Raw genomic sequence first — 22435 nt, 5'->3', positions numbered from 1 at the left:
CCTCAGCGGCTCAGCGCAGCTTGTCGCTGTCGAAGCCCACGCGCACCGCGCCCCAGTGGCGGCCGTTCAGGAAGATCGGCATCGACAGGTCGTTGATCACCTCGCCGGTGTCGCGCAGGTAGGTCTGGAACAGGAAGCGCTGCTGGTTCCTGGCGAGCTTCACGCCCACCGGGTCGTCGAAGATGCGCTTGTGGCGGCACTTGGCCAGGTCGGTGGCGCGGTCGCCGCTGGGCGGGTTGGAGAAGGCCTTGTTGTGCGCCGGGGCGTAGCCCTGGTTGTCCACGGCCAGCGCATACACGCAGCCTGGCAGCGAAGCCAGCAGCTGGTCGTAGAGGGCCTGCAGTTCAGGCTCCACGGCCTGGTCATACCCGGTGGTGAAGCGCGGCGGATCGCTGTTGGGGATGCGCTGGTACTGCTGGTCGAACACATTGGCGCCACGCGCCAGGTGCCTGGCCAGGATGCCGGCCGTGCGGTCGCGCAGGCCGCTGGCGGCATCCACCAGCGCGTCGAAGGTGGTGCGCCCGGTGCGGAACTCGGCCAGCGCGCCCTGCACCACCTCGCAGTTCTGGCGCAGCTCGTCCATGCGGCCGGTGGCATCGGTCATCATCGCGTTCACCTGCTGCGCCGATCCAGCCACGGCCTCGATGCGGTGGTTCATGTCGCGGTTCACCGCCGCCAGTTCGCCGATCGATCCGACGATGCCGCGCACCGTGTCGGCCATGCCGCGGAAGTCGGTCATGAAGGCCTCGAAGCGCTCGCTGGTGCTGCCCACCTCGCGCACCGTCTCGGCCACACCGCTGCTGATGCGCTGGGTGCCGGCGGCGGTGGTGGCCACCAGCTCCTGCATCTTGGCGCTGCGCTCGCCGATCTCGCGCGTCTCGGCGTTCACGCGTTCGGCCAGGCCGCGCACCTCCTTGGCCACCACGGCGAAGCCGCGGCCCGACTCGCCGGCGCGCGCGGCCTCGATGGCGGCATTGAGTGCCAGCAGGTTGGTCTGCATGGCGATGGTGCGGATCACCTGGCCGATGTTGGCGATGGCCTTGGCGCCCTCGGCCAGCTCGGCCACGGTGTGGTTGAAGTCGGCCACGGTGGCATCGATCTGGGCCATGCGCTCGCGCACCGCGGCCAGCTCGGCCATCGACTGCGCCGCCGCGTCCAGGTTGCGCGCGGCCACCTCGTCGATCACCGCCGCGTCGCGGTCCATGCCGTCGGACAGCTGCGTGACGCGGCGTGCCGCCTCGGTCAGCGCCACCGCATCGGCGCACTGCTGCGTGGCGCGCGCGGCGCTCAGGTCCACCTGCTTCTTCAGCTGGGCCACGTTGATGGCCGTCTCGATGCTGTTGCCGCGCGCCACCAGCACCAGGCCGCGGATGCGTTCCAGAAAGCGCGACGCGGCAAAGCCCAGCGGTGTGATGGGGAGCACTTTGGCGCTGAGGGTGCCGCTGCCGTCGATGATCGACGACAGCGCGGCACGCGTGGTACCAGGGATACGGAACAAACGGGCAAGTTGCATGGGCAGGCGTCCTCCAGCGGCTTATCGGCCCGGGCCCCCATGGCATGAACCGTGGGTAAACGCTGTAGGGTTTGTCGGGAAACCTCCACTTCGCCACCGCGGCCGGCACATCGCGGACGAAATGCGCACACCGCAGCGCCAGGCTGTGACAAGCGCTGCCACGCCAGTGCGCAAGCCATCGCCCCAGGTGGCGCACTGCCGCCGGCCGTGTGGCAGCGCGCGACACCGGCGTGCCAGCCCGACGCACTGGCACCGATCGTGCAACGGGCCACGGGCCAGCCCCATCCGACAGGAGAGCGTGATGTCTGCCTCACTCAACGCCAAGATCGCCGAAGTGTTCGACGAGCCCGGTTGCGACAAGAACCAGGGCAAGAGCGAGAAAGAGCGCAAGAAGGGCTGCACCAAGCAGCTCACGCCCGGCGCCGCGGCCGGCGGCTGCGCCTTCGACGGCGCCAAGATCGCGCTGCAGCCCATCGTGGACGTGGCGCACCTGGTGCACGGCCCCATCGCCTGCGAAGGCAACAGCTGGGACAACCGCCATTCGGCCAGCAGCGGCGCCAGCACCTACCGCACCGGCTTCACCACCGACATCGGCGAGATGGACGTGATCTACGGCGGCGAGAAGCGCCTGTTCAAGGCCGTGCGCGAGATCATGGAGAAGGTCAACCCGCCGGCGATCTTCGTGTACCAGACTTGCGTCACCGCGCTGATCGGCGACGACATCGAGGCCGTGTGCAAGCGCGCCACTGAGAAGTTCGGCCTGTCGGTGATTCCGGTGAACGCGCCGGGCTTTGCCGGCCCCAAGAACCTGGGCAACAAGCTGGGCGCCGAGGCCCTGCTCGACCATGTGGTGGGCACCCTCGAGCCCGACTTCACCACGCCCTACGACATCAACATCATCGGCGAGTACAACCTCAGCGGCGAGCTGTGGCAGATCAAGCCGCTGCTCGACGCGCTGGGCGTGCGCATCCTCAGCTGCATCAGCGGCGACGGGCGCTACAAGGAAGTGGCCAGCGCCCACCGCGCCAAGGCCAACATGATGGTCTGCAGCAAGAGCATGATCAACATCGCCACCAAGATGGAGAAGCGCTGGGGCATCCCGTACTTCGAGGGCAGCTTCTACGGCATTGGCGACATGAGCGAGACGCTACGCGAGATCGCCCGGCTGCTGATCCAGGCCGGTGCCGACCCGGAACTGAAGGCGCGCACCGAGGCGCTGATCGCCGTGGAAGAGGCCCGCGCCTGGGAGCGCATCCGCGTCTACCGCGAGCGCCTGGCCGGCAAGAAGGTGCTGCTGATCACCGGCGGCGTGAAGAGCTGGAGCGTGGTGAGCGCGCTGCAGGAGGCCGGCCTGGAGGTGGTGGGCACCAGCGTGAAGAAGAGCACCAAGGAAGACAAGGACAAGCTCAAGGCCCTGTTCGGCAGCGCGGAAGAGGCCGACGCCCACATGATCGACGACATGACGCCGCGCCAGATGTACGCCATGCTGCGCGACGCCCAGGCCGACATCATGCTCAGCGGCGGCCGCAGCCAGTTCGTGGCGCTGAAGGCCCGCATGCCCTGGATGGACATCAACCAGGAACGCCACCACGCCTTTGCCGGTTACGAGGGCATGGTGACCATGGTGGAAGAGATCGACAAGGCGCTGCACAACCCGATGTGGGCCGAGGTGCGCAAGCCCGCGCCCTGGGACGCGGAGGACAGCCTGCTCAAGGCGCAGAGCGCGGAGCAGCTGGCGGCGGAGGCGGCGCCGGCTTGACATCGGCCGAGGATTCGGCCGACGCATCGGACGGGGCGGCCGCAGCCTCCCAGCCCGGCGCAGCCCGGGCCACGCGCACGGCGTCGCGGCCTTCGGACTTGGCGCGGTACAGCGCCTCGTCGGCCAGCCGCAGCGCGGCCTCCCAGTGCTGCGCATGGCTGAACGGCGGCGACACGCCGGCACTGAGGGTGCAGTGCAGCACACCCCCCTGCGCCAGCCCATGCGCCTGCCGCGCCACCGCGGCGCGCACCCGCTCGGCCAGCGCCAGCGCGGGTTCGGCACCGCCCACACAGCCCACCAGGAATTCCTCGCCACCCAGGCGCGCCACGAAGTCGCTGCCGCGCACCTGCGCCGTGAGCGTGTCGGCCACGCCGCGCAGCACCGCATCGCCGGTGGCGTGGCCGTGCAGATCGTTGACGCGCTTGAAATGGTCGATGTCGAACTGGCACAGCACCAGCGGCGCCGGGGGCCGGGCGGCGAAGTGACGCCGCAGCGCCTCGTCCAGCCCGTGGCGGTTGAGCAGCCCGGTCAGCGGATCGTGGGTGGCCAGTTGCGCCAGACGGCCATTCAGACGCAGGAACACCATCCACAGCAGATTGGGCCCCAGCACCACCGTGACGAAGGTGGAGTAGCCGTAGTACACCGCCGCCGTCGGCCCGCTGAACAAGGGCGCGATGCCGCCGGTCAGCACCAGGAACACGCGCAGCGCAGTGGCCACGCCCAGCAGGCCGATCACGCCGGACAGCACCGCCAGCGAGAGCGACATGCTGCCCGGCACGCGGCGGATGCCGCGCCAGGCCATCGCGGCCAGCAGCAGGTAGTTGATGGCCAGGGCACCGTTGAGCACCACATGGCGGCCGGGCTCCTGCCAGCCCCACCAGGCCACCAGCCACACCGCCACATACAGGGCCGTGGCCGCGGCGATGGCGCGCGGACGCAGCGCCGACAGGCCCACGAACTGGCGCAATCCAACCACGAACAGCAACGTGGCCAGCACCATCAGCGTGTCGGGCAGGACGCTCATCAGGCTGGTGTGCCGGTGGCCCGTGCCCAGCCGCAGCAGGTAGGCCAGGCCGAACACGATGGTGCCGCTGGCATAGCCACGCATGCCCTGCGCCTGGTCCATGCGGCGGCCGATCAGCGCCAGCAGCGTGCCCACCGACATGAGGTTCAGTGCGAGCACGAAGATGACGGTCTGCGGATCCATGGGCTGGGCGGGCGGCCGGCCCATTATTGGCGCGGGCCGGGTGCCTGTCTGGCCTGTCTGGGCCGGTGAAACCCGCGGATGCCGGGCCACGCGCCATGCCGCTACAGTCTCGGCCCTCATCCACTGCACAGCGCCCTGCCCCATGCCCTTCGCCGACATCCTCCCGACCCTGCCCGACGTCAGCCACCTGGCCGCACTGCAATTGATCGACGCCGGCGGCACCGTGGTGGCCACGCTGGAGAACAAGCCCGGCCAGGCCGGCTCGCTGCGCGTGTACCACGCGCTGGCGCAGCGCCACGGCGGATCGATCACGCCGGCCGCCGCTGCCGAAGGCCTGGCGCTGTATGCCGAGCACACCGCCGATGCGCAGGCCTTTCCGGGCAAGCACCCCAACATCGACCGCCTGCTGGCGCTGACCGCACCGCTGCGCGTGGCGTTGGTACCGGCCTGAACGGCGCCGCGCCGTCGCGTTTGTCGCAAACCGACGCCGCGCCTTGCACCTGGCGCGACGCGCCAAGTGCTTGATTTGACGGGCGTTTGCGCGCCCGCCTGCGCTGGCACCGAAACTGCAATGACTGCTCCGAAAGCCCCTTGTGTCGGAGCATGTCCATGGCCCTGGTCAGCGAGAGCAAGAAGTCCTGCGCGGTCAACCCGCTGAAGATGAGCCAGCCGCTGGGCGCCGCCTACGCGTTCATGGGCCTGGCCGGCTGCATGCCGGTGATGCACGGCAGCCAGGGCTGCACCTCGTTCGGCCTGGTGCTGCTGGTGCGGCACTTCAAGGAGGCCATCCCGCTGCAGACCACGGCGATGAACGAGGCCACCACCATCATGGGTGGCTTCGACAACGTCGAGAAGGCCATCCTCAACATCCGCCAGCGCGCCAAGCCGGCCGTCATCGCCATCTGCTCCACCGGCCTCACCGAGACCAAGGGCGACGATGTCGAGGGCTACCTGAAACTGGTGCAACAGCGCCACCCCGAGGTGGCCGACACGGCGCTGGTCTACATCAGCACGCCCGACTATGTGGGCGCCTTCCAGGACGGCTGGGCCGCCGCGGTGAAGGGCCTGATCCGCCAGTTGGCCCTGCCCGACCAGCCCGTGGTCAAGGGCCGCATCGCGATCCTGCCCGGCGGCCACCTGAACCCCGGTGACATCGAGGAGTTGCGCGACATCGTCGAGCGCTTCGGCCTGGAGCCGGTGTTCGCGCCCGATGTGTCGGGCTCGCTCGACGGCCACATCCCCGACGACTGGCTGGGCACCACGCTGGGCGGCACGGCGCTCGAAGCCTTGCGCACGCTGGGCTCGGCCGAGCACTGCATCGCCATCGGCGAGCAGATGCGCGGCGCCGCCGAGCAGCTCAAGAGCCAGTGCGGCGTGGCCTACACGCTGTTCGATCGGCTCACCGGCCTGAGCGCCACCGATGCCTTCGTGATGAAGCTGGCCGCCTTGGCCGGCAAGCCGGTGCCGGCCAGGCTCAAGCGCCAGCGCAGCCAGCTGGTGGACGCGATGCTGGACGGCCACTTCCACTTCGGCCACAAGAAGGTGGCGCTGGGCGCCGAACCCGACCTGCTGTGTGCGGCCGGGCACTTTCTCACCGAGATGGGCGCCGAGTTGAGCGTGGCCATCACCACCACGCCCAGCCCGGTGCTGGCGGGCATGCCGTGCAGCGAGGTGGTGATCGGCGACCTCGAAGACTTCGAACGCCTGGCCCAGGCCGCCGACGTGGACCTGCTGGTCACGCACGCCCATGGGCGACAAGCGGCCGAGCGGCTGAACAAGCCGCTGTTCCGGTTGGGCATTCCGATCTTCGACCGCATCGGCAACGCGCACACCTGCCATGTGTGCTACCGCGGCAGCCGCAACTTCGTCTACGAGCTGGGCAACCAGTTCATCACGCAGATCCCGCACCACGGGCCCGACGACTGGCCGCTGCCGCCAGCGGCCATCGAGGTCGCACGGCCGCCGGCCGAGGCCTTCGTCAGCGCGCAGATCGGCCGCATGCCGAAAGCCGAGTCCACCGACCCGGCCGAGGCCTGACCCCATTCCCCCACCCGACGCAGGAGAAGCCATGAAAGTCGCCTTCGCCACGCAGGACCAGCAGCGCGTGGATGCGCACTTCGGCTGGGCCAAGCACCTGGCCGTCTACGAGATCGAAGCCACCGGCTACAAGTTCGTGCAGGACTTCGGCTTTGGTGAAGACCTGGCCGAGGACGGCAACGAGGACAAGCTGGCGCCCAAGCTCGAGGCCATCGGCGACTGCGCCATCGTCTACGTGGCCGCCATCGGCGGCAGCGCCGCGGCGCGCGTGGTGGCGCACAAGATCCACCCGGTGAAGGTGACCTCACCCGAACCGATCATGGACATCCTGGACAAGCTGCAGGTGGTGCTGCAAGGCACGCCGCCACCCTGGCTGCGCAAGGCCCTGGCCAAGGGCCAGGAGCGCAACCATGACTTCGACACCGACGACGAGGAAGTGAAACCATGACCGACGCCACCGTGGCCGAGAAGCCCACCCCCACCGACGAGGAACTGCTGGGCGATCCGTTCGTGCGTGAACTGATCAAGCAGATCCGCGCACAGGACACCCACGGCACCTGGGAAGGCAAGAGCGACGCCAAGCTGCTCGAGCCCTACATCCTCACCGCCGAGCAGCGCCGCGCCATGCCCATCATGGGCGACCCCGATCCCGAGACGCTGTGGCGGCTGGACCTGTTCCACAACGCCGTGGGCCTGTGCATCGAGAAGGCCACCAAGTGCATGGTCAGCCCGATGACCAAGATGAGCCACGAAGGCTTTGGCCGCACCGTGCTCACCACCGGCCGGCTGATCGTGGTGAACCGCCACCTGCGCGACGTGCACCGCTTCGGCTACCCCAGCCTGGCCAAGCTGGCCGAGGCCGGCAACAAGCTGGTGACCGAAGGCATCACGATGGTCGAGACCTACAAGGACGTGGCCACCTACGGGGCCTGAGCCTTTTCAACAACGGAGCGCACTGCCATGAGCGACGCCATCGATGTCGACGCCCTGAAGGCCGAGATCAAGAAGCTCAACGCCAAGGCCACGCAGGCCAAGATGGACCTGCACGACCTGAGCGAAGAGCTGCCCACCAACTGGGAGCGCATCCCCGACGTGGCCAAGCAGGCCCACGAGGCGCATGCGGCACTGATCGCCGCCCGCGCCCGGCTGGCGGCGGCCACCGCCTGAAGGAGCGCGGGCATGAGCAACTTCAGCATCACGATGCCCTCGGGCGAGACCTGGACGCCCACCTTCGTGCAGGCCATCAACGAGGAGAAGTGCATCGGCTGCGGCCGCTGTTTCCGGGTGTGTCCGCGCGGCGTGCTCGAACTCGTGGGCCTGGACGACGAGGGCCACCGCGTGGCCGTGGGCGACGACGATGACGACGACGGCGAATACGAGAAGAAGGTGATGACCATCGCCCACCAGGAGATGTGCATCGGCTGCACCGCCTGCGCCAAGATCTGCCCGAAGAAGTGCTACACCCACGCCGCCGCGGCGGTGTGATGCGCCAGGCACGGCCATGAACGCCCGGCTGCCGATCACCCCGTTCATGACCGCGCCGCCGGGTGCCAGCGCCCGGCCCGTGGCCCTGGCCCTCGGCCGCCGCGCCACGCGCGACGACGAGGTGGACGACGTGCGCGCCCTGCTGCTGGAACATGCCGAGCCCACCGCCGGCACGCCCGAAGCCATCGCCGCGATGGCCGAGACCGTGGCCGTGGCCTGCCTGGGCGACGACCACCTGTGGCAGGACCTGCAGCTGCCCGCGCGCGCCGAGCTCACCGCGCTGATGCGGCACTGGTTTGCGCGGCTCGCGGCCAAGAACGACCGCGACATGAAGTGGAAGAAGTTCCTCTACAAGCAGCTGTGCGAGCGCGAGGAGATCTTCGTCTGCAAGTCACCGAGCTGCGCCGTGTGCAGCGACCACGCCGCCTGCTTCGGGCCGGAGTGACCGCGGCGCAAGGGCGCGGCCCGGGCGCTCAGAAGAAGGCCATCGTGCGCACCTCGATGCTCTCGCGCTTGGGCGCGCCGGGCGGCGTCGTGGGGTCTTCAAACGCGCTGTGGCCCATGAACCGCGCGCGGCCGTCGGTCTCCGAGTCGTAGGTCTTCAGCAGCAGGGCCTGGTGCGCCTGCATCTGAGGAAAGTAGATCCAGCGGTGCTGCGGCGAGTGGCGCAGCACATAGATCTCGCCGGTGCGATCGGGGTAGTTCAGGTTCATGCGCAGCAGGTCGCCGTCCTGCTGCGTGGTGGCGTCGCACATGGCCAGCGGCAGCTCTTCCACGCGCTGGTACAGCGGCTTCCACACGTTGTAGAAGGCCACGCGGCGCTGCAGCAGTGTGTCGGCCTCGTCGGGCAGCACATCGCGCACGCGCTGCGGGCCGCTGCGCTCGGTGTAGTCACTGTGCACCAGCAGCACGGCCGGGCGCTGCACCGTGGTCTGCTGGCTCAGGTCGGCCGGCAGGCGCTTGCGGATGGTGTGGTCGAACACCACCACGCGCTTGGCGCCGGTGTGCGCCTTCACGTGCGCGATGACCTGCGGGTAGAACTGCCGCGCGATCGAGTCGTCGTCGTCGAACTGGTCGAAGCGGCCCTCGAAGTCATGCAGCTCGAAGCCCTCGCGGTCCAGCGAGAACTGCGCCACCTGCGGCCAGCCGTCGTGGATGGCCACCTCGCGCACATCGGTGCCGGGCGGGTTCTTCTTCACCGACGCATCGGGCTCGTAGAACCAGTAGTCCGGCGGGATGCCGTTGTCGACGGTGTAGTTCAGCGTGGCGCGCACGCTGCGAGGGGCTTCGGGCATGGTGGGCAGTGAGGGTGGCGCGTGGATGGATCGGGCCGGCCGGGCTCAGGCCGCCAGGGCCGGGCGCTGCAGCGTGAAGCCCTCGCCGACCCAGGTCTTCTCCCAGCACGGCATGGGCTCGATCTGCTCGGTCAGCCAGCGCGTGAGGTGGCGGTGGTCGGCCAGCGGCAGGCGCTGCCAGCCGTGCAGGTGCATCGGCGCGGCCAGCGCGATGTCGGCGATGGTGGCGGTGTCGCCGGTGACGTAGGCGCGGTCGGCCAGGCGCGCATCCAGGATGCCGGCCAGCTTGTGGAACTGCGCCAGCTGCGCGTCCAGCACCGCCGCATCGGGCGCACCGCCCAGCAGCGGCTTGACGCAGTTCTCCACCAGGAACACGTAGCAGCTGGGAAACCAGCTCGCCGCCTCCCACAGCAGCCAGCGGTTGATGTCGGCGCGCTGCGCCAGGTCACGCGGGTAGGTGCGCTCGCTGCCGATCTTGTCGGCGGCGTATTGCAGGATGGCGTTCGATTCCCACAGCACCAGGTCGCCGTCCACCAGGGCCGGCAGCGCGGCATTCGGGTTGATGGCGGTGTAGGCCGGCTCCTTCTGCTGGCCCTTGAAGTAGTCCACATGGGCCAGCTCGAACGGTGCGCCCATCAGGTCGAGACCGGCGAGCACCTTGCGGCAGTTGACCGTGATCGGGTCGGCGTACACCTTCATCGTCATGGCATGTCTCCAGGGTTGGATGTGGGCAGCGGCTCATCGACCGCCTGGCGGCCAGTCTATGGATTGATCTGGCGCAAATCAGCTGGTTGAATGCGAACGGTTTGTCGCCCCACTGGAAACAATCATGGGTATTTCCACCGACATGCTGGCGGCCTTTGTGCGCGTGGCCGAGCGCCGTGGCGTCACGGCCGCGGCCGATGACCTGGGCGTCACCAAGAGCGTGGTGAGCAAGCGCGTGGCGCAGTTGGAGGCCGAGATCAAGGCCACGCTGTTCAGCCGCAGCACACGCCGCGTGGCACTCACCCCCGCCGGCGAGGCGTATCTCGATTTCGCCCGCCGCGCGCTGGTGGAGGTGGCCCAGGCCGAGGAGCGGCTGCGCGACCTGCGCGCCGAACTCAGCGGGCAGATCCGCCTCACCGCGCCGGTGTCCTGGGGTCAGAAGGTGCTGGCACGGCAGCTGCCGGCGTTCCTGCAGCGGCACCCGGGCATCGAGGTGGAACTGCTGCTGGCCGACCGCATGATGGACATCGCCGACGAGCGCATCGACCTGGCGCTGCGCTGGACCACCCACCCCTCGCCCGACCTGGTGGTGCGGCCACTGGCCAGCGTGGGCTGGGTGCTGGTGGCCACGCCGGCCTACCTGGCGGCGGCCGGCACGCCCACCGAGCCGGCCGCGCTGGCCAGCCATGTGTGCATGTGCTACTGGCGCGAAAGCGCCGACGACGCCTGGCGCCTGAACGATGGCGGCCGCGTGCAGCCGGTACGGGTGCGTGGGCGCTTCCACGCGAACAATCCAGAGGCCGTGGCCGAGGCCGCGCTGGCCGGCCTGGGCATCGCCCAGCTGCCCGACTACCTGTGCACCGAGGCCCTGGCCGATGGCCGGCTGCAGCGCGTGCTGCCCGAGTGGACGCCGGTCACCAGCTTCGGCACACGCATCACCGCCGTCACCACGCCCGAGCGGCTGCGCATCACGCGCAACCGCGCACTGCTGGACTACCTGGCCGAGGCGCTTTCGGTCGCGGGCAGCGCCACCGACGCCGCTTCGGCCTGATCGGCAGCGCGCGTACAGCCACACATCGCGCGGCGTGTCGCTCACCTGGGGGTGCATCAGCATGCGCGCCAGGCGGCCCTCGCAGGCATAGCCCGCGGCCTGCAGCAGGCGCGCCGACGGCTGGTTGTCCACATCGCACAGCGCGTCGATGCGCCACAGCCCGGGCGCCTCGGCAAAAGCCTGCTCGCCCACGCAGGCCACGGCCGCGCGCATCAGGCCGCGGCCCTGCCAGCCGCGCGCCAGCACAAAGCCCAGGCGCAGGTGGTGGGCGCGGCCGTCCAGCTGCTGCGGCTGCAGCTGCACCAGGCCCACCGGCTGGCGCTCGCCGGCGGGCAGCAGCATCCGGGTGTAGGCGCTCTTCTTCAGCCAGCGCGCCTCGTCCCAGGCCAGCTGCTGGCGCGTCTGGTCGGGGTGGGTGTGCGCCCGCCAGCCCAGCCAGCGCAACACCTGAACGTCGGCCGCCCAGCGCTGGAACGCGGCCTCGGCATCGCCGGCCTGCGGCGGGCGCAGCGTGAAGCCCGGGCCGCTGATCTGGCGCCTCATGCGCACCTCATGGACGCGCCACCGGCCTGTCAGGCCCGGAACCTGCATGGCCGCCGGCCATGATGATCACCGCCGCCATGCTCCAGCTCATCCAGCAGTCGGGCGAAGGGGTGCTGGTGCTGGTGGACGGGCTCGAGGAGCTCGAGTTCTGCCGCTCGCGCCTCACGCGCCAGGAAGTGCGCCGCCTGCTCGCCACCATGGCCGACACGCTGGAAGCGCTGCCCGCCACCGTGCAAGCCCAGATGCCCGAGCTGGACTGGCCCGGCTGGCGCACCGTGATGCTGGCCCTGGGCTCGCCCGCGCTGGCCGGCGACGAGGCGGCGTGGTTTGCCGCGCGGTCGCTGGTGCCGGCCACGCTGTCGTGGCTGCGCGTGTACCAGCGCGCCGAACCGGCACTGTTCAACTTCAAGCCCTGACCCCGGCGCCACCGGCACGCAGTGCGCCTCATCAGGCCGCCGCACCAGGGGGTGTCCCGCCGGGCGTCGCGCCACCCAGCGCCGCGCTGACCATCGCACCGATCACCTCATGCCCCACGCGTGAGCCCGGCTGCAGGCGCTCGATGTGGTCGAGCAGCAGGCGCGACGCCTCGGGCTGGCCACTGCGCAGGCGGATGAAGGCCAGCGCCTTGAGCGTGAACAGCCAGAACCGCGCCGGCCCGTCGGCGTGGAAGTCGGCCCCGCACCCGGGCCCCACGGCCTGCCAGTCGGACGGCAGCCGGGCCTGCAGCGCCGCGGCCTGCAGGCCACGCAGCGCCGCGCGCTCGGCCTGCTCGAACTCACGCCGGCCGGCGTGGAACTTGTACAGCGCGTAATACACGGCCAGTGCGTCCGGCGCGATGGCCTGCGCCGTCCACAGCAGCGCGCCGCGCTCGTCGGCCGCGGCCCCGGCAGCCTGGTGCAGCAAGACGCGCACGGCCTCGCTCACCTCGCCCCCGAAGAATGCGTCGGAGGCTTCACCGGTGCTCAGGTTCATGGTCGGTCTCCCAGGATCTGCCACCCCTGCAAGCGAAGGCTGTGCCACCGCCCACGCGTCGGAATGACGACAAAACCGACAGCCCGCCAACGGCGCCGCACGCGCCGGCAACACCGGCGCATCGCCCAGGGTCTTGCGCCAAGTCATTGATCCATCAGCACTTCGCGCAGCCCGGCCGGCCCGGCGGGCCACTGGCACGGTCCATGCGATGAACCTGCCGAGTCCGCTGTTTCCACCCCCTCTTGCCGGAGCACGATCGATGACCGACGCCCCCATCACCAGGCCGATCTATCTGGACTACGCGGCCACCACACCGGTGGACCCGCGTGTGGTGCAAGTGATGGTGCCCTACCTGTACGACAACTTCGGCAACCCCGCCAGCCGCAGCCACGCCTACGGCTGGGCCGCCGAAGAGGCGGTGGAGATCGCCCGTGAACACGTGGCCGCGCTGATCGGCGCCGACCCGCGCGAGATCGTCTGGACCTCGGGCGCCACCGAGAGCAACAACCTGGCGATCAAGGGCGCCGCCCAGTTCCACAGCGCCAAGGGCAAGCACCTGATCACCGTGAAGACCGAGCACAAGGCCGTGCTCGACACCATGCGCGAGCTGGAGCGCCAGGGCTTCGAGGTGACCTACCTCGACGTCGGCGCGGACGGCCTGCTGGATCTGGATGTGCTGAAGGCCGCCGTGCGGCCCGACACCATCCTGGTCTCGGTGATGTACGTGAACAACGAGATCGGCGTGATCCAGGACATCCCGGCCATCGGCGCGTACTGCCGCAGCAAGGGAGTCCTGTTCCATGTGGACGCCGCCCAGGCCACCGGCAAGGTGGCCATCGACCTGCACACGCTGCCGGTGGACCTGCTGAGCCTGTCGGCGCACAAGACCTATGGACCCAAGGGCATCGGCGCGCTGTACGTGCGCCGCAAGCCGCGCGTGCGCATCGAGGCGCAGACGCACGGCGGCGGCCACGAGCGCGGCATGCGCTCGGGCACGCTGGCCACGCACCAGATCGCGGGCATGGGCGAGGCCTACCGCCTGGCCAAGGAGCACATGGCCACCGAGAACGAGCGCATCCGCAGCCTGCGTGACCGCCTGCTGGCTGGCCTGCAGGGCATTCCGGAGGTGCGCGTCAACGGCGACCTGGAGCGTCGCGTGCCGCACAACCTGAACATCAGCTTCCAGTTCGTCGAGGGCGAATCGCTGCTGATGGGCATGAAGGCCATCGCCGTGAGCAGCGGCTCGGCCTGCACCTCGGCCAGCCTGGAGCCCAGCTATGTGCTGAGGGCGCTGGGCCTGAGCGACGAGGTGGCGCACAGCTCGATCCGCTTCTCGGTGGGCCGCTTCACCACCGAGGCCGACGTGGACGCCGCCATCGCCCACACCCGCCACACCGTGGAACGCCTGCGCGCCATGAGCCCGCTGTGGGACATGCATGTGGCCGGCATCGACCTGGCCAGCGTGCAGTGGGCAGAACACTAGACCACCCCGTACGGCCTTCGGCCGCCCCCTCAAGGGGGCAACGCCGACGGCCCGGCAAAGCCGGATCCGTGGCGTTCGCTGGCTAACAGCCAGACCGCAACCTCAATCACAGGAGTTTCCCCATGGCCTACAGCGACAAAGTCATCGAGCACTACGAGAACCCGCGCAACGTGGGCGGCTTCGACACCGCCGAGGAAGGCGTGGCCACCGGCATGGTGGGCGCGCCGGCCTGCGGCGACGTGATGAAGTTGCAGATCAAGGTGAACCCCAGCACCGGCGTGATCGAGGACGCTCGCTTCAAGACCTATGGATGCGGCTCGGCCATCGCCAGCAGCTCACTCGTCACCGAGTGGGTCAAGGGCAAGACGCTCGACCAGGCCCTGGCCATCAAGAACACCGCCATCGCCGAAGAGCTGGCCCTGCCGCCGGTGAAGATCCACTGCTCCATCCTGGCCGAAGACGCCATCAAGGCCGCCGTGGCCGACTACCGCAACCGCGCGGTGGGCAGCGATGGCGCGGTCGAGAAGACCGCCTGCGCGCCGGCCACCGCGAACTGAACCGCCCCCGTCCACATCCTTCGGAGAGAGATCCATGTCCGCCTGCCAGTCCCACGCCTCGTCATCGTCTTGCAGCAGCAGCGCCACCACGGCCCCGCCGATGCCGGTGGTGCTGCCCGAAGGCAGCGATCCGCTCAACATCAGCGAGGCCGTCGTGTCCAAGGTGGCCGAGATGCTGGCCGAGGAGAACGACCCCAACCTCGCGCTGCGCATCTTCGTCACCGGCGGTGGCTGTTCGGGCTTCCAGTACGGCTTTGCCTTCGACGATGAGCAGAAGGCCGATGACCTGCGCGTCAGCAAGGGCCCGATCACCGTGGTGGTCGATGCCATGAGCCTGCAGTACCTGATGGGCGCCGAGATCGACTACGAAGACAAGCTCGACGGCGCGCGCTTCGTCATCCGCAACCCCAACGCCGCCAGCACCTGCGGCTGCGGCAGCAGCTTCAGCGTCTGAAGCCGCGGGAGACCCACCATGAGCATCAGCGTCACCCCCAAGGCCGCCGTGCAGATCCGCAAGGCGCTCGACAAGCGTGGCGGCGGCGTGGGCCTGCGCCTGGCCGTCAAGACCAGCGGCTGCTCGGGCTATGCCTACGCGCTGGAATTTGCCGACGAAGCCTCGCCGCAAGACCTGACCTTCGAGACCGAGGGCGTCAAGCTGCTGGTGGACGGCCAGAGCCTGCCGCTGATCGACGGCACCCAGCTCGACTGGGTGCGCGAAGGCCTGAACGAGGGGTTCAAGTTCAACAACCCCAACGCCACGGCCAATTGCGGCTGCGGCGAATCGTTCGCGGTCTGACCCTTCAACACGCCACCGGGAGCGCCAGCCATGGCCTTGCTGCAGATTGCCGAACCCGGACGCGGCGCGGCGCCGCACCAGCACCGGCTGGCCGTGGGCATCGACCTGGGCACCACCAACTCGCTGGTGGCCACCGTGCGCAGCGGCCTGCCCACCGTGCTGGGCGACGAGAACGGCCGCCTGCTGGTGCCGTCGGTGGTGCACTACGGTGAAGACGGCGTGCTCACCGTGGGGGCGGCGGCCATGGCCTATGCCGCCGCCGACCCCGCCAACACCATCGCCTCGGCCAAGCGCCTGATCGGCCGCGCACTGGCCGATGTGGCGCAAGGCACGGTGCCTTACCCGCTGGTGGCCTTGAGCGACAGTGCCGTGGGCGTGCGCACCCGGGCCGGCAGCAAGAGCCCGGTGGACGTGGGCGCCGAGGTGCTGCGCGTCCTGCGCGAGCGGGCTGAAGGATCACTCGGCGGCGAACTGGTGGGCGCGGTGATCACCGTGCCGGCCTACTTCGACGATGCCCAGCGCCAGGCCACCAAGGATGCCGCCCAGCGCGCCGGCCTGAACGTGCTGCGCCTGCTGAACGAGCCCACCGCCGCGGCCGTGGCCTACGGCCTGGAGTCGGCCGCCGAGGGCGTGTACGTGGTGTACGACCTGGGCGGCGGCACCTTCGACGTGAGCATCCTGCGCCTGCAGCGCGGCGTGTTCGAGGTGGTGGCCACGGCCGGCGATGCCCAGCTGGGCGGCGACGACTTCGACCATGCGCTGGCCGCCTGGTTTGCCGACCAGACCGGCAACTGGGGCCCCGACGACATGGCCGCGCTGCACGCCGCCGCGCGCCGCGCCAAGGAGGCCCTGACCGACTGCGACAGCGGCACCATGGTGTGCCAGCGCCGCGACGGCAGCACCGCCGACCGCATCGCCAGTTGGCCGCTGACCCGTGCCGATTTCGACCGCATCACCCGCCCGCTGCTCGAGCGCACGCTGGCTCCCACCAAGCGCGCGCTGCGCGACGCCAAGCTGAAAGCCACCGAGGTGGACGGCGTGGTGCTGGTGGGCGGCAGCACGCGCATGCCCTGCGTGCGTGCGCTGGTGGCCGAGCTGTTCGGCCGCGAGCCCTTCACCGGCATCGACCCCGACCAGGCCGTGGCCCTGGGCGCCGCCATCCAGGCCGACCAGCTGGCCGGCAACCGCAGCGACGACGGCCTGCTGCTGCTGGACGTGAACCCGCTGAGCCTGGGCCTGGAGACCATGGGCGGCCTGGTGGAAAAGATCATTCCGCGCAACAGCACCGTGCCCACCGCCCGCGCGCAGGACTTCACCACCTTCAAAGACGGGCAGACGGCCATGGTGCTGCACGTGGTGCAGGGCGAGCGCGAGCTGGTGAGCGAGTGCCGCAGCCTGGCGCGCTTCACGCTGCGCGGCATTCCGCCGATGGTGGCCGGCGCCGCGCGCATCCGCGTCACGTTCCAGATCGACGCCGACGGCCTGCTCAGCGTCAACGCGGTGGAGCAGGTGTCGGGCGCGCGCGCCCACATCGAGGTGAAGCCCAGCTACGGCCTGGCCACCGAAGCCGTGGCCGGCATGCTGCAGGACGCCATGGGCAGCGCCGAGGCCGATGCCGCCGCACGCATGCTGCGCGAGGCCGAGGTGGACGCGCGCCGCCTGCTGGATGCGGTGGACGCCGCGCTGCACGAGGACGGCGAGCGCCTGCTCAGCAGCCCCGAGCAGTTTCAGATCCTGCGCGCGATGCAGGGCGTGGCCGATGCACTGGCCCAGGCCGCCGAGAACGAAGGCCAGACCCTGGCCGAGCAGAAGGCGCTGCGCGAGGAATTGCGCGACGCCACCGAGGCGCTGAACCGCGCCACCACGCCGTTTGCCGCCGCGCGCATGGACCAGCGCGTGCGCGAGGCGTTGTCTGGCCGCACCCTGGAGCAGATGGCAGCTTGAACGCCGCCGCCCGGCCGCCCGAAGGCGGCGTTTGTCCTCCCTCGGGGAGGTGGTCACGCAGTGACCGGAAGGCCAAAACATGAGCACCGACACCCCCGCCCCCGAAGCCAAGGCCGACGCCACCGCGGTGGCCAAGCCCACCACCCGGGTGACGGTGAAGCCGCACCCCGACCTGTGCCCCGAGGGCCTGAGCTTCGACGCCCGCCAGGGCAAGAAGCTGGTGGACGAACTGCTGGCCCATGGCATCGCCATCGAGCACGCCTGCGAGAAGGTGTGCGCCTGCGCCACCTGCCACGTGCACCTGCGCGAAGGCGCCGAGTTCGTCAACGCTGCCGATGACGAAGAGGAAGACCAACTCGACAAGGCCTGGGGCCTGGACGCGCAGTCACGCCTGTCGTGCTGCGTGAAGGTCAAGGGCCCGGCGCTGGTGGTGGAACTGCCGCGCTACACCAAGAACCACGCGCGGGAGCATTGAGGCGCCACGCCTCAGGGCGCGATGACCTTCAGCCGCGCAAAGTAGTTGCGGTAGGGTCGCGGATCGCGCGTGAGCACGCTGAGATTGGCCACCGCCGCATGCGCACCGATGAAGAAGTCGGGCAGCGGCTTGGTCTTGGCATCGCCATTGCGCCGGCAAACCCGGTAAGCGGCCGCAGTGAGCGCAGATGCCGGCCACGGGATGGGTGTGCGCAACGTGTCGTAGACGTCCAGCAAAGCGTCCAGCGCCCCGGGGTCAGGCCCCGGTATCAGCAGCTCGGTGTAGATGACTTCAAACAAGGACTCACCGCCAGAACGCCACCAGCCGCAGCCAAACACGGCAATCCTCAGAGACGCGATGCCCGACGCGTGAATGGGACCGCGCCGAGCGGTTCACATCTGGAGCATCGGCATTCACCGAAACAAGTCCGCCTGTAGATGTGCAGTCTGTTCCTTGTCGGTGGCGTCAACTCGAATCGCATTCGCTGCGGGAATCAAATCGGAAATTCAATTCGATCCGTTGACGCGAAGGGGAGTCCCTGTAGCCCAGTTAGGCCATTTTCATAGACGCTCTGGCGCGAAGAATTCATGGCCAGTGATTTCCGACGATATTGAGTCGAGGAATTGGGTGGGCGCAGAAGCGATGAACTCTGATAGAAGCCAGTTGTGCTGGCAATCAAAGTGCTTTGCCAGCTTGTCAGGTGAGTAGCGAGACAACTCTGAGAGTCTATGCATGGCTGCGAACGTGAGAGCAAGGCAGTGTCTGTCTATGGCGCCGGCTGCGATACCCCCACGCCGAAGATACCACCTGTTGCTTCCCGCATGTATGTAAACAATTTCCCTACGCAGGCGCGCATGAAATGTCTTGTAGCGATTCAAGCTTTCGGTCTTCTGGCGAGGGCGCCAGTCAAAGCGATGCTTGCTTCGAATAAAGAATTTATCGGGTGCGCCAAGATCACGCTCAAAGCTTGCAGGTAGCTTGTTGATTGTGTTTACGTTCGCGTACTTACCCTGAAGTTCCGCAACCAACCAAGCCTCATGCGTTTGCGTTGATCGGACAATTTTTGGGTTCCAGATTGGAATAAACAATTCAGTGTCGGTGAATGTAAGGCTAAACGCTCTGTGGATGTAAGGTAGGTTATAGAGAATGTCTTTGAGCGTGTATACCCGCTGCGGGTCGATTTGCTCTCCAAACAGTTGGCAGAGTGCAGGGAGGACTCCGCCACTCTTGATTTTGATTCGCTCGTTCGACAAAGCGGTCGGGCCCTGAGCGGTAAATCCTGAGACGCCATGCTGATCACCGAACTGACCTCCCTTTGTCAGAAGTAGCGCCTTCGTTGCATTGAGGAAGCAGTAATAAGCAGTGAGTGGCGCTGAAGTTTTGGGAAGTGCAAGTGTGGCTTCGTAGAAGCTGCGCGACTGATTCCAGAAGAATCTGGCCTCGGCTTTCTTGTTTCGCTTTAGCCAAAGATCTACATAGTCCCAGGTGCTTGTCGCCAACACCGTACGCTCATTGAAATGCGGCGCGGTGATTGATTTATGCAGCGTGAGCGCCCTGTTCTTGTAGTTGATGTCGGTTGTTGCCATGCGCGAATGTCTTCAGGCCTAACGTTTGAGCTAACCGGGGCGCCACAGCGTGACGACGGCTGGGCCAGAATGAAATGGAGGCCTGGACGGCGGCACGCTGTGGTCGGTTCGGTTGAGCGAATACGAAGGGACTTCCCCAGTCCTGAGACGGTATCGAGGTACCAAGATTGACTGCTTGCGGAAGTTCAATCTGAACGGATAGGGGAAGTCATGGCGGAGGTTACCTGGGGTTGTGTTGCGCGGGTAGGGGTTGACCTGTCGAAGCGGGTCTATCAGGTGCATGCGGTGGACCGCTCTGGCCGAGTGCTGCTGGCCAAGCCGCTGGCCCCGGACCGGTTCTATGCCTGGTGCGCCGAGTTGCCCAAGGGCTGCCTGGTGGCGATGGAAGCGTGCGGCGGCGCGCACGCTGCAGCCCGTGCGCTGCAGCGCCTGGGGCTGGATGCGCGCCTGATCGCAGGCCACTTCGTCACCCCGTACCGCATGACCGGGCGCAGCGGCAAGAACGACGCCAACGATGCGGCTGCGATCTGCGAGGCGGCCAGCCGGCCGCACATGCGTTTCGTACCGGTGAAGACGGCCGAGCAACAAGGGCAGCTCAGCGTGCACCGGCTGCGCGATGGCTACAAGGCCGAGCGCACGGCGCTGATCAACCGCATCCGCGGCGTGCTGGCCGAGTTTCACTTGGTGTTCCCGCAAAGCCCTGAGGCGCTGCGCAAGGTGCTGGCCGATGTCATCGAAGACGCCAGCAGCGAGCTGACTGGCATCGCGCGCATGGTGCTGCAGCGTGCCCACCTTCACTGGATCGACCTGGATCTGCAGATGAAGTGGTGCGACGAGCGAATCCAGGCCCACGTGCGCACTGATGAGCGCGCCGCCAAGGCCGCCGCGCTGCACGGCATCGGACCGATCGGCGCATCGGCCCTGGTGGCCAGCGTGGCCGACTTCAAGCAGTTCGCCAGCGCCAAGCAGTTCAGTGCCTGGCTGGGGCTGGTGCCCAGTCAGAACTCCACCGGTGGCAAGGCCAGCCTGGGGCGCATCACCAAACGCGGCGACGACTACCTGCGCACGCTGCTGATCCAGGGCGCCAAGTCGGCGGTGATGACCGCCGGAAAGCACAGCGACCGCATCAGCCAGTGGCTGGTGCAGTTGAAGGAGCGCGTGGGCTGGCAGAAGGCCGTGGTGGCGCTGGCTAACAAGAACGCGCGCATTCTGTGGGCAGTGCTCACGCGCGACGATGCGTTCGATCCCAATCATCTGCCTGAAGCCGGCGCCTCGCTGCATGCTCAGCCAAGGGCCGGCCCGCTGAGCAGCTGACCGATTCATTTCCACCCGCAGACGCGAAGCGCAGATATCACCACAGGTCAGACCGGCGGCAGGCAAGCTCGATAACTCGCAAGTGCCTCGTGCACGTTGAGCGAATGGAGCCCTGCCGAGCGGTTCGTATCTGGGGCCTCGGCATTGACCGAAACAAGCCCGCCTGTAGATGTGCAGTCTGTTCCTTGTCGGTGGCGTCAACGCGCATCGCATTCGGCGTGGGAATCAAATCAGAAAATTCAATTTGATTCGTTGACGCGGAGGGGAGTCCCTGTAGAGGGGTTAGGCATCACCTACCCGGCTGCATACCATGCTTACGAAGCATTCGAACATGATCCGGATCCAGATTTGGCATGGCCGCAAGTCTCTTCAGCGCCGCATCTCGCTCCGTATCCCTGTCCAGATGGTCATAGACCAGCGAGAGGTTGTATGCGTATGCCGGCTCATCGTGAAAGTCAAGAGCGAGCTTTGTAAACTGAATGCACTTGTCGTACTGATCAGCTGCCCAGGCCACCATGCCGACTTTATTTGCAATGAACGCCTTGGTCTTCCTCTCAAACGCATCTTCAGGCAGCAACCGGCTACAGAGTGCCTCAATGAATTGCATGCCCCTTTCTAAATCGCCGGTATTCGTAAAGCAACTCTGTAGTGCCTGCCCTATGGCAGTCATCATCTTGTCGCGATCGACAAAGTCTTCTGGCCGCTTCAAGATCGATTCCTTGATTTCATCCATCAACTCGAAGGCGCGCTCATTGCCAACAGACACGACAAGCGCAAGTGCAGACAAGTACTCCAACGGTGAAACCGCCTTTTTCAGTCGCGCAAGCTGGCCGAGGGCGCGATCCATGTCTCCACGCTTGAAAGCCCGCAAGAAGCCCTCCTGTGGGCCAGCCACAATGTCCTTAATGTCAATATCGTCGTCCCCCGACTCACTTTCTCTCGAGTGTTGACTTGCTTGCGGGCTTGAAAGCAAAGCAGAGACCTTGCGTTCGATTCTTTCAATCGCTTGCGCCAGAGACGAAAGAGACTCGCCGCTTGAGCCAGCCTCGAAGCCGGATGCGACCAGCGCATCTATGAACTCTTGAAGCTTTCGTTGCGAATCGAGCACGGCTCTCGGTGAGGTGAGATCATAGGTGACTGTCCTAATGCCCGAGACGTCAAAGGGGAGCGGCGTTTCGCTGGCTCGACTAACCATTTGAATGAATGGTCGACCGGTCTCGTGCCTGCGTCCACACTCGTAAAACACGTTTGGGTTGTTGCCCGTGAGGTCAATGATACAAAGGTCCGACTCTTGCACCAGTCGGACGATGTCGCTTGTAATGGTTGAAGAGTTCGCAATTCTGTCGCCGCGTATAACTTCGAATGTGTATTTCTCCAAAGCAGGTGCAACAAGCAACTCTAGAAAATCATCGGCTCCTTGCCGTACGTCCGTGCCCTCTCCACCGATGGGGGAGATGACAAAACACGTTTTCTTCCGGTTGGCGCTCATAGACAACTCCCTTCTGAAAGCAGCTCATCTCTGGCGCAAGAGTCTAACCGCGCAAGCAGGTCATTTGGGAATAGGAACCTCATGACTATCAACGTGTCAAGTGATGCCTAACGAATAGCGTTTATCAGCCGCGTCGCCGAGCAAGCCTCGGAGCGCGGTGTGGGTCGCGGCGGATAAACCTCGTTGGACTTGACCGCCGCGCCGACGGTTGAAGGGGAATGTAA

25 protein-coding genes and 1 pseudogene are annotated in these 22435 nt (G+C 67.4%); 17 read left to right on the top strand and 9 right to left on the bottom strand.

Going from position 1 to position 22435, the window contains the following annotated elements; translation table 11 throughout:
• Window positions 1-10 precede the first annotated feature (10 nt).
• Window positions 11-1513, bottom strand: a complete 1503-nt coding sequence (locus tag AACH10_RS22470; RefSeq protein ID WP_341412768.1) for a methyl-accepting chemotaxis protein — start codon at window positions 1511-1513, stop codon at window positions 11-13.
• 301 nt (window positions 1514-1814) lie between these two features.
• Here AACH10_RS22470 and nifE point away from each other — a divergent pair, with 301 nt between their 5' ends.
• On the top strand, window positions 1815-3272 hold the full coding sequence (gene nifE, locus AACH10_RS22465; RefSeq protein ID WP_341412767.1) for a nitrogenase iron-molybdenum cofactor biosynthesis protein NifE: 1458 nt from the start codon (window positions 1815-1817) through the stop codon (window positions 3270-3272).
• Here nifE and AACH10_RS22460 read toward each other — a convergent pair.
• The gene (locus tag AACH10_RS22460) at window positions 3223-4479 is read right to left on the bottom strand and encodes a GGDEF domain-containing protein (RefSeq protein WP_341412766.1); all 1257 of its coding nucleotides are present in this window, start codon (window positions 4477-4479) and stop codon (window positions 3223-3225) included. The genes nifE and AACH10_RS22460 overlap by 50 nt on opposite strands.
• 142 nt (window positions 4480-4621) lie before the next feature.
• Between AACH10_RS22460 and AACH10_RS22455 the strand changes: the two genes are divergently transcribed.
• From AACH10_RS22455 to AACH10_RS22425, 7 genes are all read left to right on the top strand, one after another.
• A complete protein-coding gene (locus AACH10_RS22455) occupies window positions 4622-4930 on the top strand; it encodes a DUF2322 family protein (protein ID WP_341412765.1) in 309 nt (102 codons plus the stop codon).
• Window positions 4931-5088: 158 nt separating this feature from the next.
• The gene (nifN, locus tag AACH10_RS22450) at window positions 5089-6516 is read left to right on the top strand and encodes a nitrogenase iron-molybdenum cofactor biosynthesis protein NifN (protein WP_341412764.1); all 1428 of its coding nucleotides are present in this window, start codon (window positions 5089-5091) and stop codon (window positions 6514-6516) included.
• A gap of 31 nt (window positions 6517-6547) precedes the next feature.
• A complete protein-coding gene (gene nifX, locus AACH10_RS22445; RefSeq protein ID WP_341412763.1) occupies window positions 6548-6964 on the top strand; it encodes a nitrogen fixation protein NifX in 417 nt (138 codons plus the stop codon).
• A complete protein-coding gene (locus tag AACH10_RS22440; protein WP_341412762.1) occupies window positions 6961-7449 on the top strand; it encodes a NifX-associated nitrogen fixation protein in 489 nt (162 codons plus the stop codon). The genes nifX and AACH10_RS22440 overlap by 4 nt, the downstream gene beginning before the upstream one ends.
• Window positions 7450-7476: 27 nt before the next feature.
• A complete protein-coding gene (locus tag AACH10_RS22435) occupies window positions 7477-7683 on the top strand; it encodes a CCE_0567 family metalloprotein (protein WP_341412761.1) in 207 nt (68 codons plus the stop codon).
• Between the two features lie 12 nt (window positions 7684-7695).
• A complete protein-coding gene (gene fdxB / locus AACH10_RS22430; RefSeq protein ID WP_341412760.1) occupies window positions 7696-8001 on the top strand; it encodes a ferredoxin III, nif-specific in 306 nt (101 codons plus the stop codon).
• 16 nt (window positions 8002-8017) lie between these two features.
• Complete coding sequence (locus AACH10_RS22425; protein WP_341412759.1) at window positions 8018-8446, top strand: nitrogen fixation protein NifQ; 429 nt, start codon at window positions 8018-8020, stop codon at window positions 8444-8446.
• Between the two features lie 28 nt (window positions 8447-8474).
• Here the strand turns inward: AACH10_RS22425 and AACH10_RS22420 are convergent, their stop codons facing one another.
• Both AACH10_RS22420 and AACH10_RS22415 read right to left on the bottom strand, forming a co-directional pair.
• Window positions 8475-9296, bottom strand: a complete 822-nt coding sequence (locus AACH10_RS22420) for a CmcJ/NvfI family oxidoreductase (RefSeq protein WP_341412758.1) — start codon at window positions 9294-9296, stop codon at window positions 8475-8477.
• Between the two features lie 45 nt (window positions 9297-9341).
• A complete protein-coding gene (locus AACH10_RS22415) occupies window positions 9342-10001 on the bottom strand; it encodes a glutathione S-transferase family protein (RefSeq protein ID WP_341412757.1) in 660 nt (219 codons plus the stop codon).
• Between the two features lie 124 nt (window positions 10002-10125).
• Between AACH10_RS22415 and AACH10_RS22410 the strand changes: the two genes are divergently transcribed.
• A complete protein-coding gene (locus AACH10_RS22410) occupies window positions 10126-11052 on the top strand; it encodes a LysR family transcriptional regulator (protein ID WP_341412756.1) in 927 nt (308 codons plus the stop codon).
• A 147-nt stretch (window positions 11053-11199) separates the two neighbouring features.
• Here the strand turns inward: AACH10_RS22410 and AACH10_RS25365 are convergent.
• Window positions 11200-11595, bottom strand: a pseudogene (locus tag AACH10_RS25365) (GNAT family N-acetyltransferase); the annotation flags it as partial.
• A 77-nt stretch (window positions 11596-11672) separates the two neighbouring features.
• On the opposite strand from AACH10_RS25365, the gene AACH10_RS22400 reads away from it, so the two are divergent.
• The gene (locus AACH10_RS22400) at window positions 11673-12011 is read left to right on the top strand and encodes a hypothetical protein (protein WP_341412754.1); all 339 of its coding nucleotides are present in this window, start codon (window positions 11673-11675) and stop codon (window positions 12009-12011) included.
• Between the two features lie 31 nt (window positions 12012-12042).
• Here the strand turns inward: AACH10_RS22400 and AACH10_RS22395 are convergent, their stop codons facing one another.
• A complete protein-coding gene (locus AACH10_RS22395; protein ID WP_341412753.1) occupies window positions 12043-12567 on the bottom strand; it encodes a hypothetical protein in 525 nt (174 codons plus the stop codon).
• Window positions 12568-12826: 259 nt separating this feature from the next.
• Between AACH10_RS22395 and AACH10_RS22390 the strand changes: the two genes are divergently transcribed.
• From AACH10_RS22390 to fdx, 6 genes are all read left to right on the top strand, one after another.
• The gene (locus AACH10_RS22390) at window positions 12827-14050 is read left to right on the top strand and encodes an IscS subfamily cysteine desulfurase (RefSeq protein ID WP_341412752.1); all 1224 of its coding nucleotides are present in this window, start codon (window positions 12827-12829) and stop codon (window positions 14048-14050) included.
• Window positions 14051-14172: 122 nt separating this feature from the next.
• Window positions 14173-14607: a Fe-S cluster assembly scaffold IscU gene (iscU, locus tag AACH10_RS22385; RefSeq protein WP_341412751.1), complete on the top strand. Its 435-nt coding sequence runs from the start codon at window positions 14173-14175 to the stop codon at window positions 14605-14607.
• Window positions 14608-14641: 34 nt separating this feature from the next.
• Entirely contained in the window at window positions 14642-15061 is a 420-nt protein-coding gene (gene erpA / locus AACH10_RS22380) for an iron-sulfur cluster insertion protein ErpA (RefSeq protein WP_341412750.1), read from the top strand.
• A gap of 18 nt (window positions 15062-15079) precedes the next feature.
• Window positions 15080-15403 (top strand): HesB/IscA family protein, encoded by a 324-nt coding sequence (locus AACH10_RS22375; RefSeq protein WP_341412749.1) that lies wholly within the window; start codon window positions 15080-15082, stop codon window positions 15401-15403.
• Between the two features lie 30 nt (window positions 15404-15433).
• The gene (gene hscA, locus AACH10_RS22370) at window positions 15434-17347 is read left to right on the top strand and encodes a Fe-S protein assembly chaperone HscA (protein ID WP_341412748.1); all 1914 of its coding nucleotides are present in this window, start codon (window positions 15434-15436) and stop codon (window positions 17345-17347) included.
• Window positions 17348-17426: 79 nt separating this feature from the next.
• A complete protein-coding gene (fdx, locus tag AACH10_RS22365; protein ID WP_341412747.1) occupies window positions 17427-17822 on the top strand; it encodes an ISC system 2Fe-2S type ferredoxin in 396 nt (131 codons plus the stop codon).
• An 11-nt stretch (window positions 17823-17833) separates the two neighbouring features.
• Here fdx and AACH10_RS22360 read toward each other — a convergent pair whose 3' ends face one another.
• Together AACH10_RS22360 and AACH10_RS22355 are read right to left on the bottom strand one after the other, a co-directional pair.
• Complete coding sequence (locus AACH10_RS22360; protein ID WP_341412746.1) at window positions 17834-18121, bottom strand: type II toxin-antitoxin system VapC family toxin; 288 nt, start codon at window positions 18119-18121, stop codon at window positions 17834-17836.
• A gap of 261 nt (window positions 18122-18382) precedes the next feature.
• Window positions 18383-19408 carry a YaaC family protein gene (locus tag AACH10_RS22355; RefSeq protein WP_341412745.1) on the bottom strand — a complete coding sequence of 342 codons (1026 nt, stop codon included), beginning with the start codon at window positions 19406-19408 and terminating at the stop codon, window positions 18383-18385.
• Between the two features lie 210 nt (window positions 19409-19618).
• Between AACH10_RS22355 and AACH10_RS22350 the strand changes: the two genes are divergently transcribed.
• A complete protein-coding gene (locus tag AACH10_RS22350) occupies window positions 19619-20722 on the top strand; it encodes an IS110 family RNA-guided transposase (RefSeq protein ID WP_341412744.1) in 1104 nt (367 codons plus the stop codon).
• Between the two features lie 289 nt (window positions 20723-21011).
• Here the strand turns inward: AACH10_RS22350 and AACH10_RS22345 are convergent, their stop codons facing one another.
• Window positions 21012-22211 carry a hypothetical protein gene (locus AACH10_RS22345; RefSeq protein ID WP_341412743.1) on the bottom strand — a complete coding sequence of 400 codons (1200 nt, stop codon included), beginning with the start codon at window positions 22209-22211 and terminating at the stop codon, window positions 21012-21014.
• Between the last annotated feature and the right edge of the window lie 224 nt (window positions 22212-22435).

It is taken from the genome of Pseudaquabacterium inlustre, assembly GCF_038066595.1.
Lineage (GTDB): Bacteria > Pseudomonadota > Gammaproteobacteria > Burkholderiales > Burkholderiaceae_C > Pseudaquabacterium > Pseudaquabacterium inlustre.
Note: the sequence above shows the minus strand (reverse complement) of the source record. Positions and strands in the feature narration are given on the sequence as shown.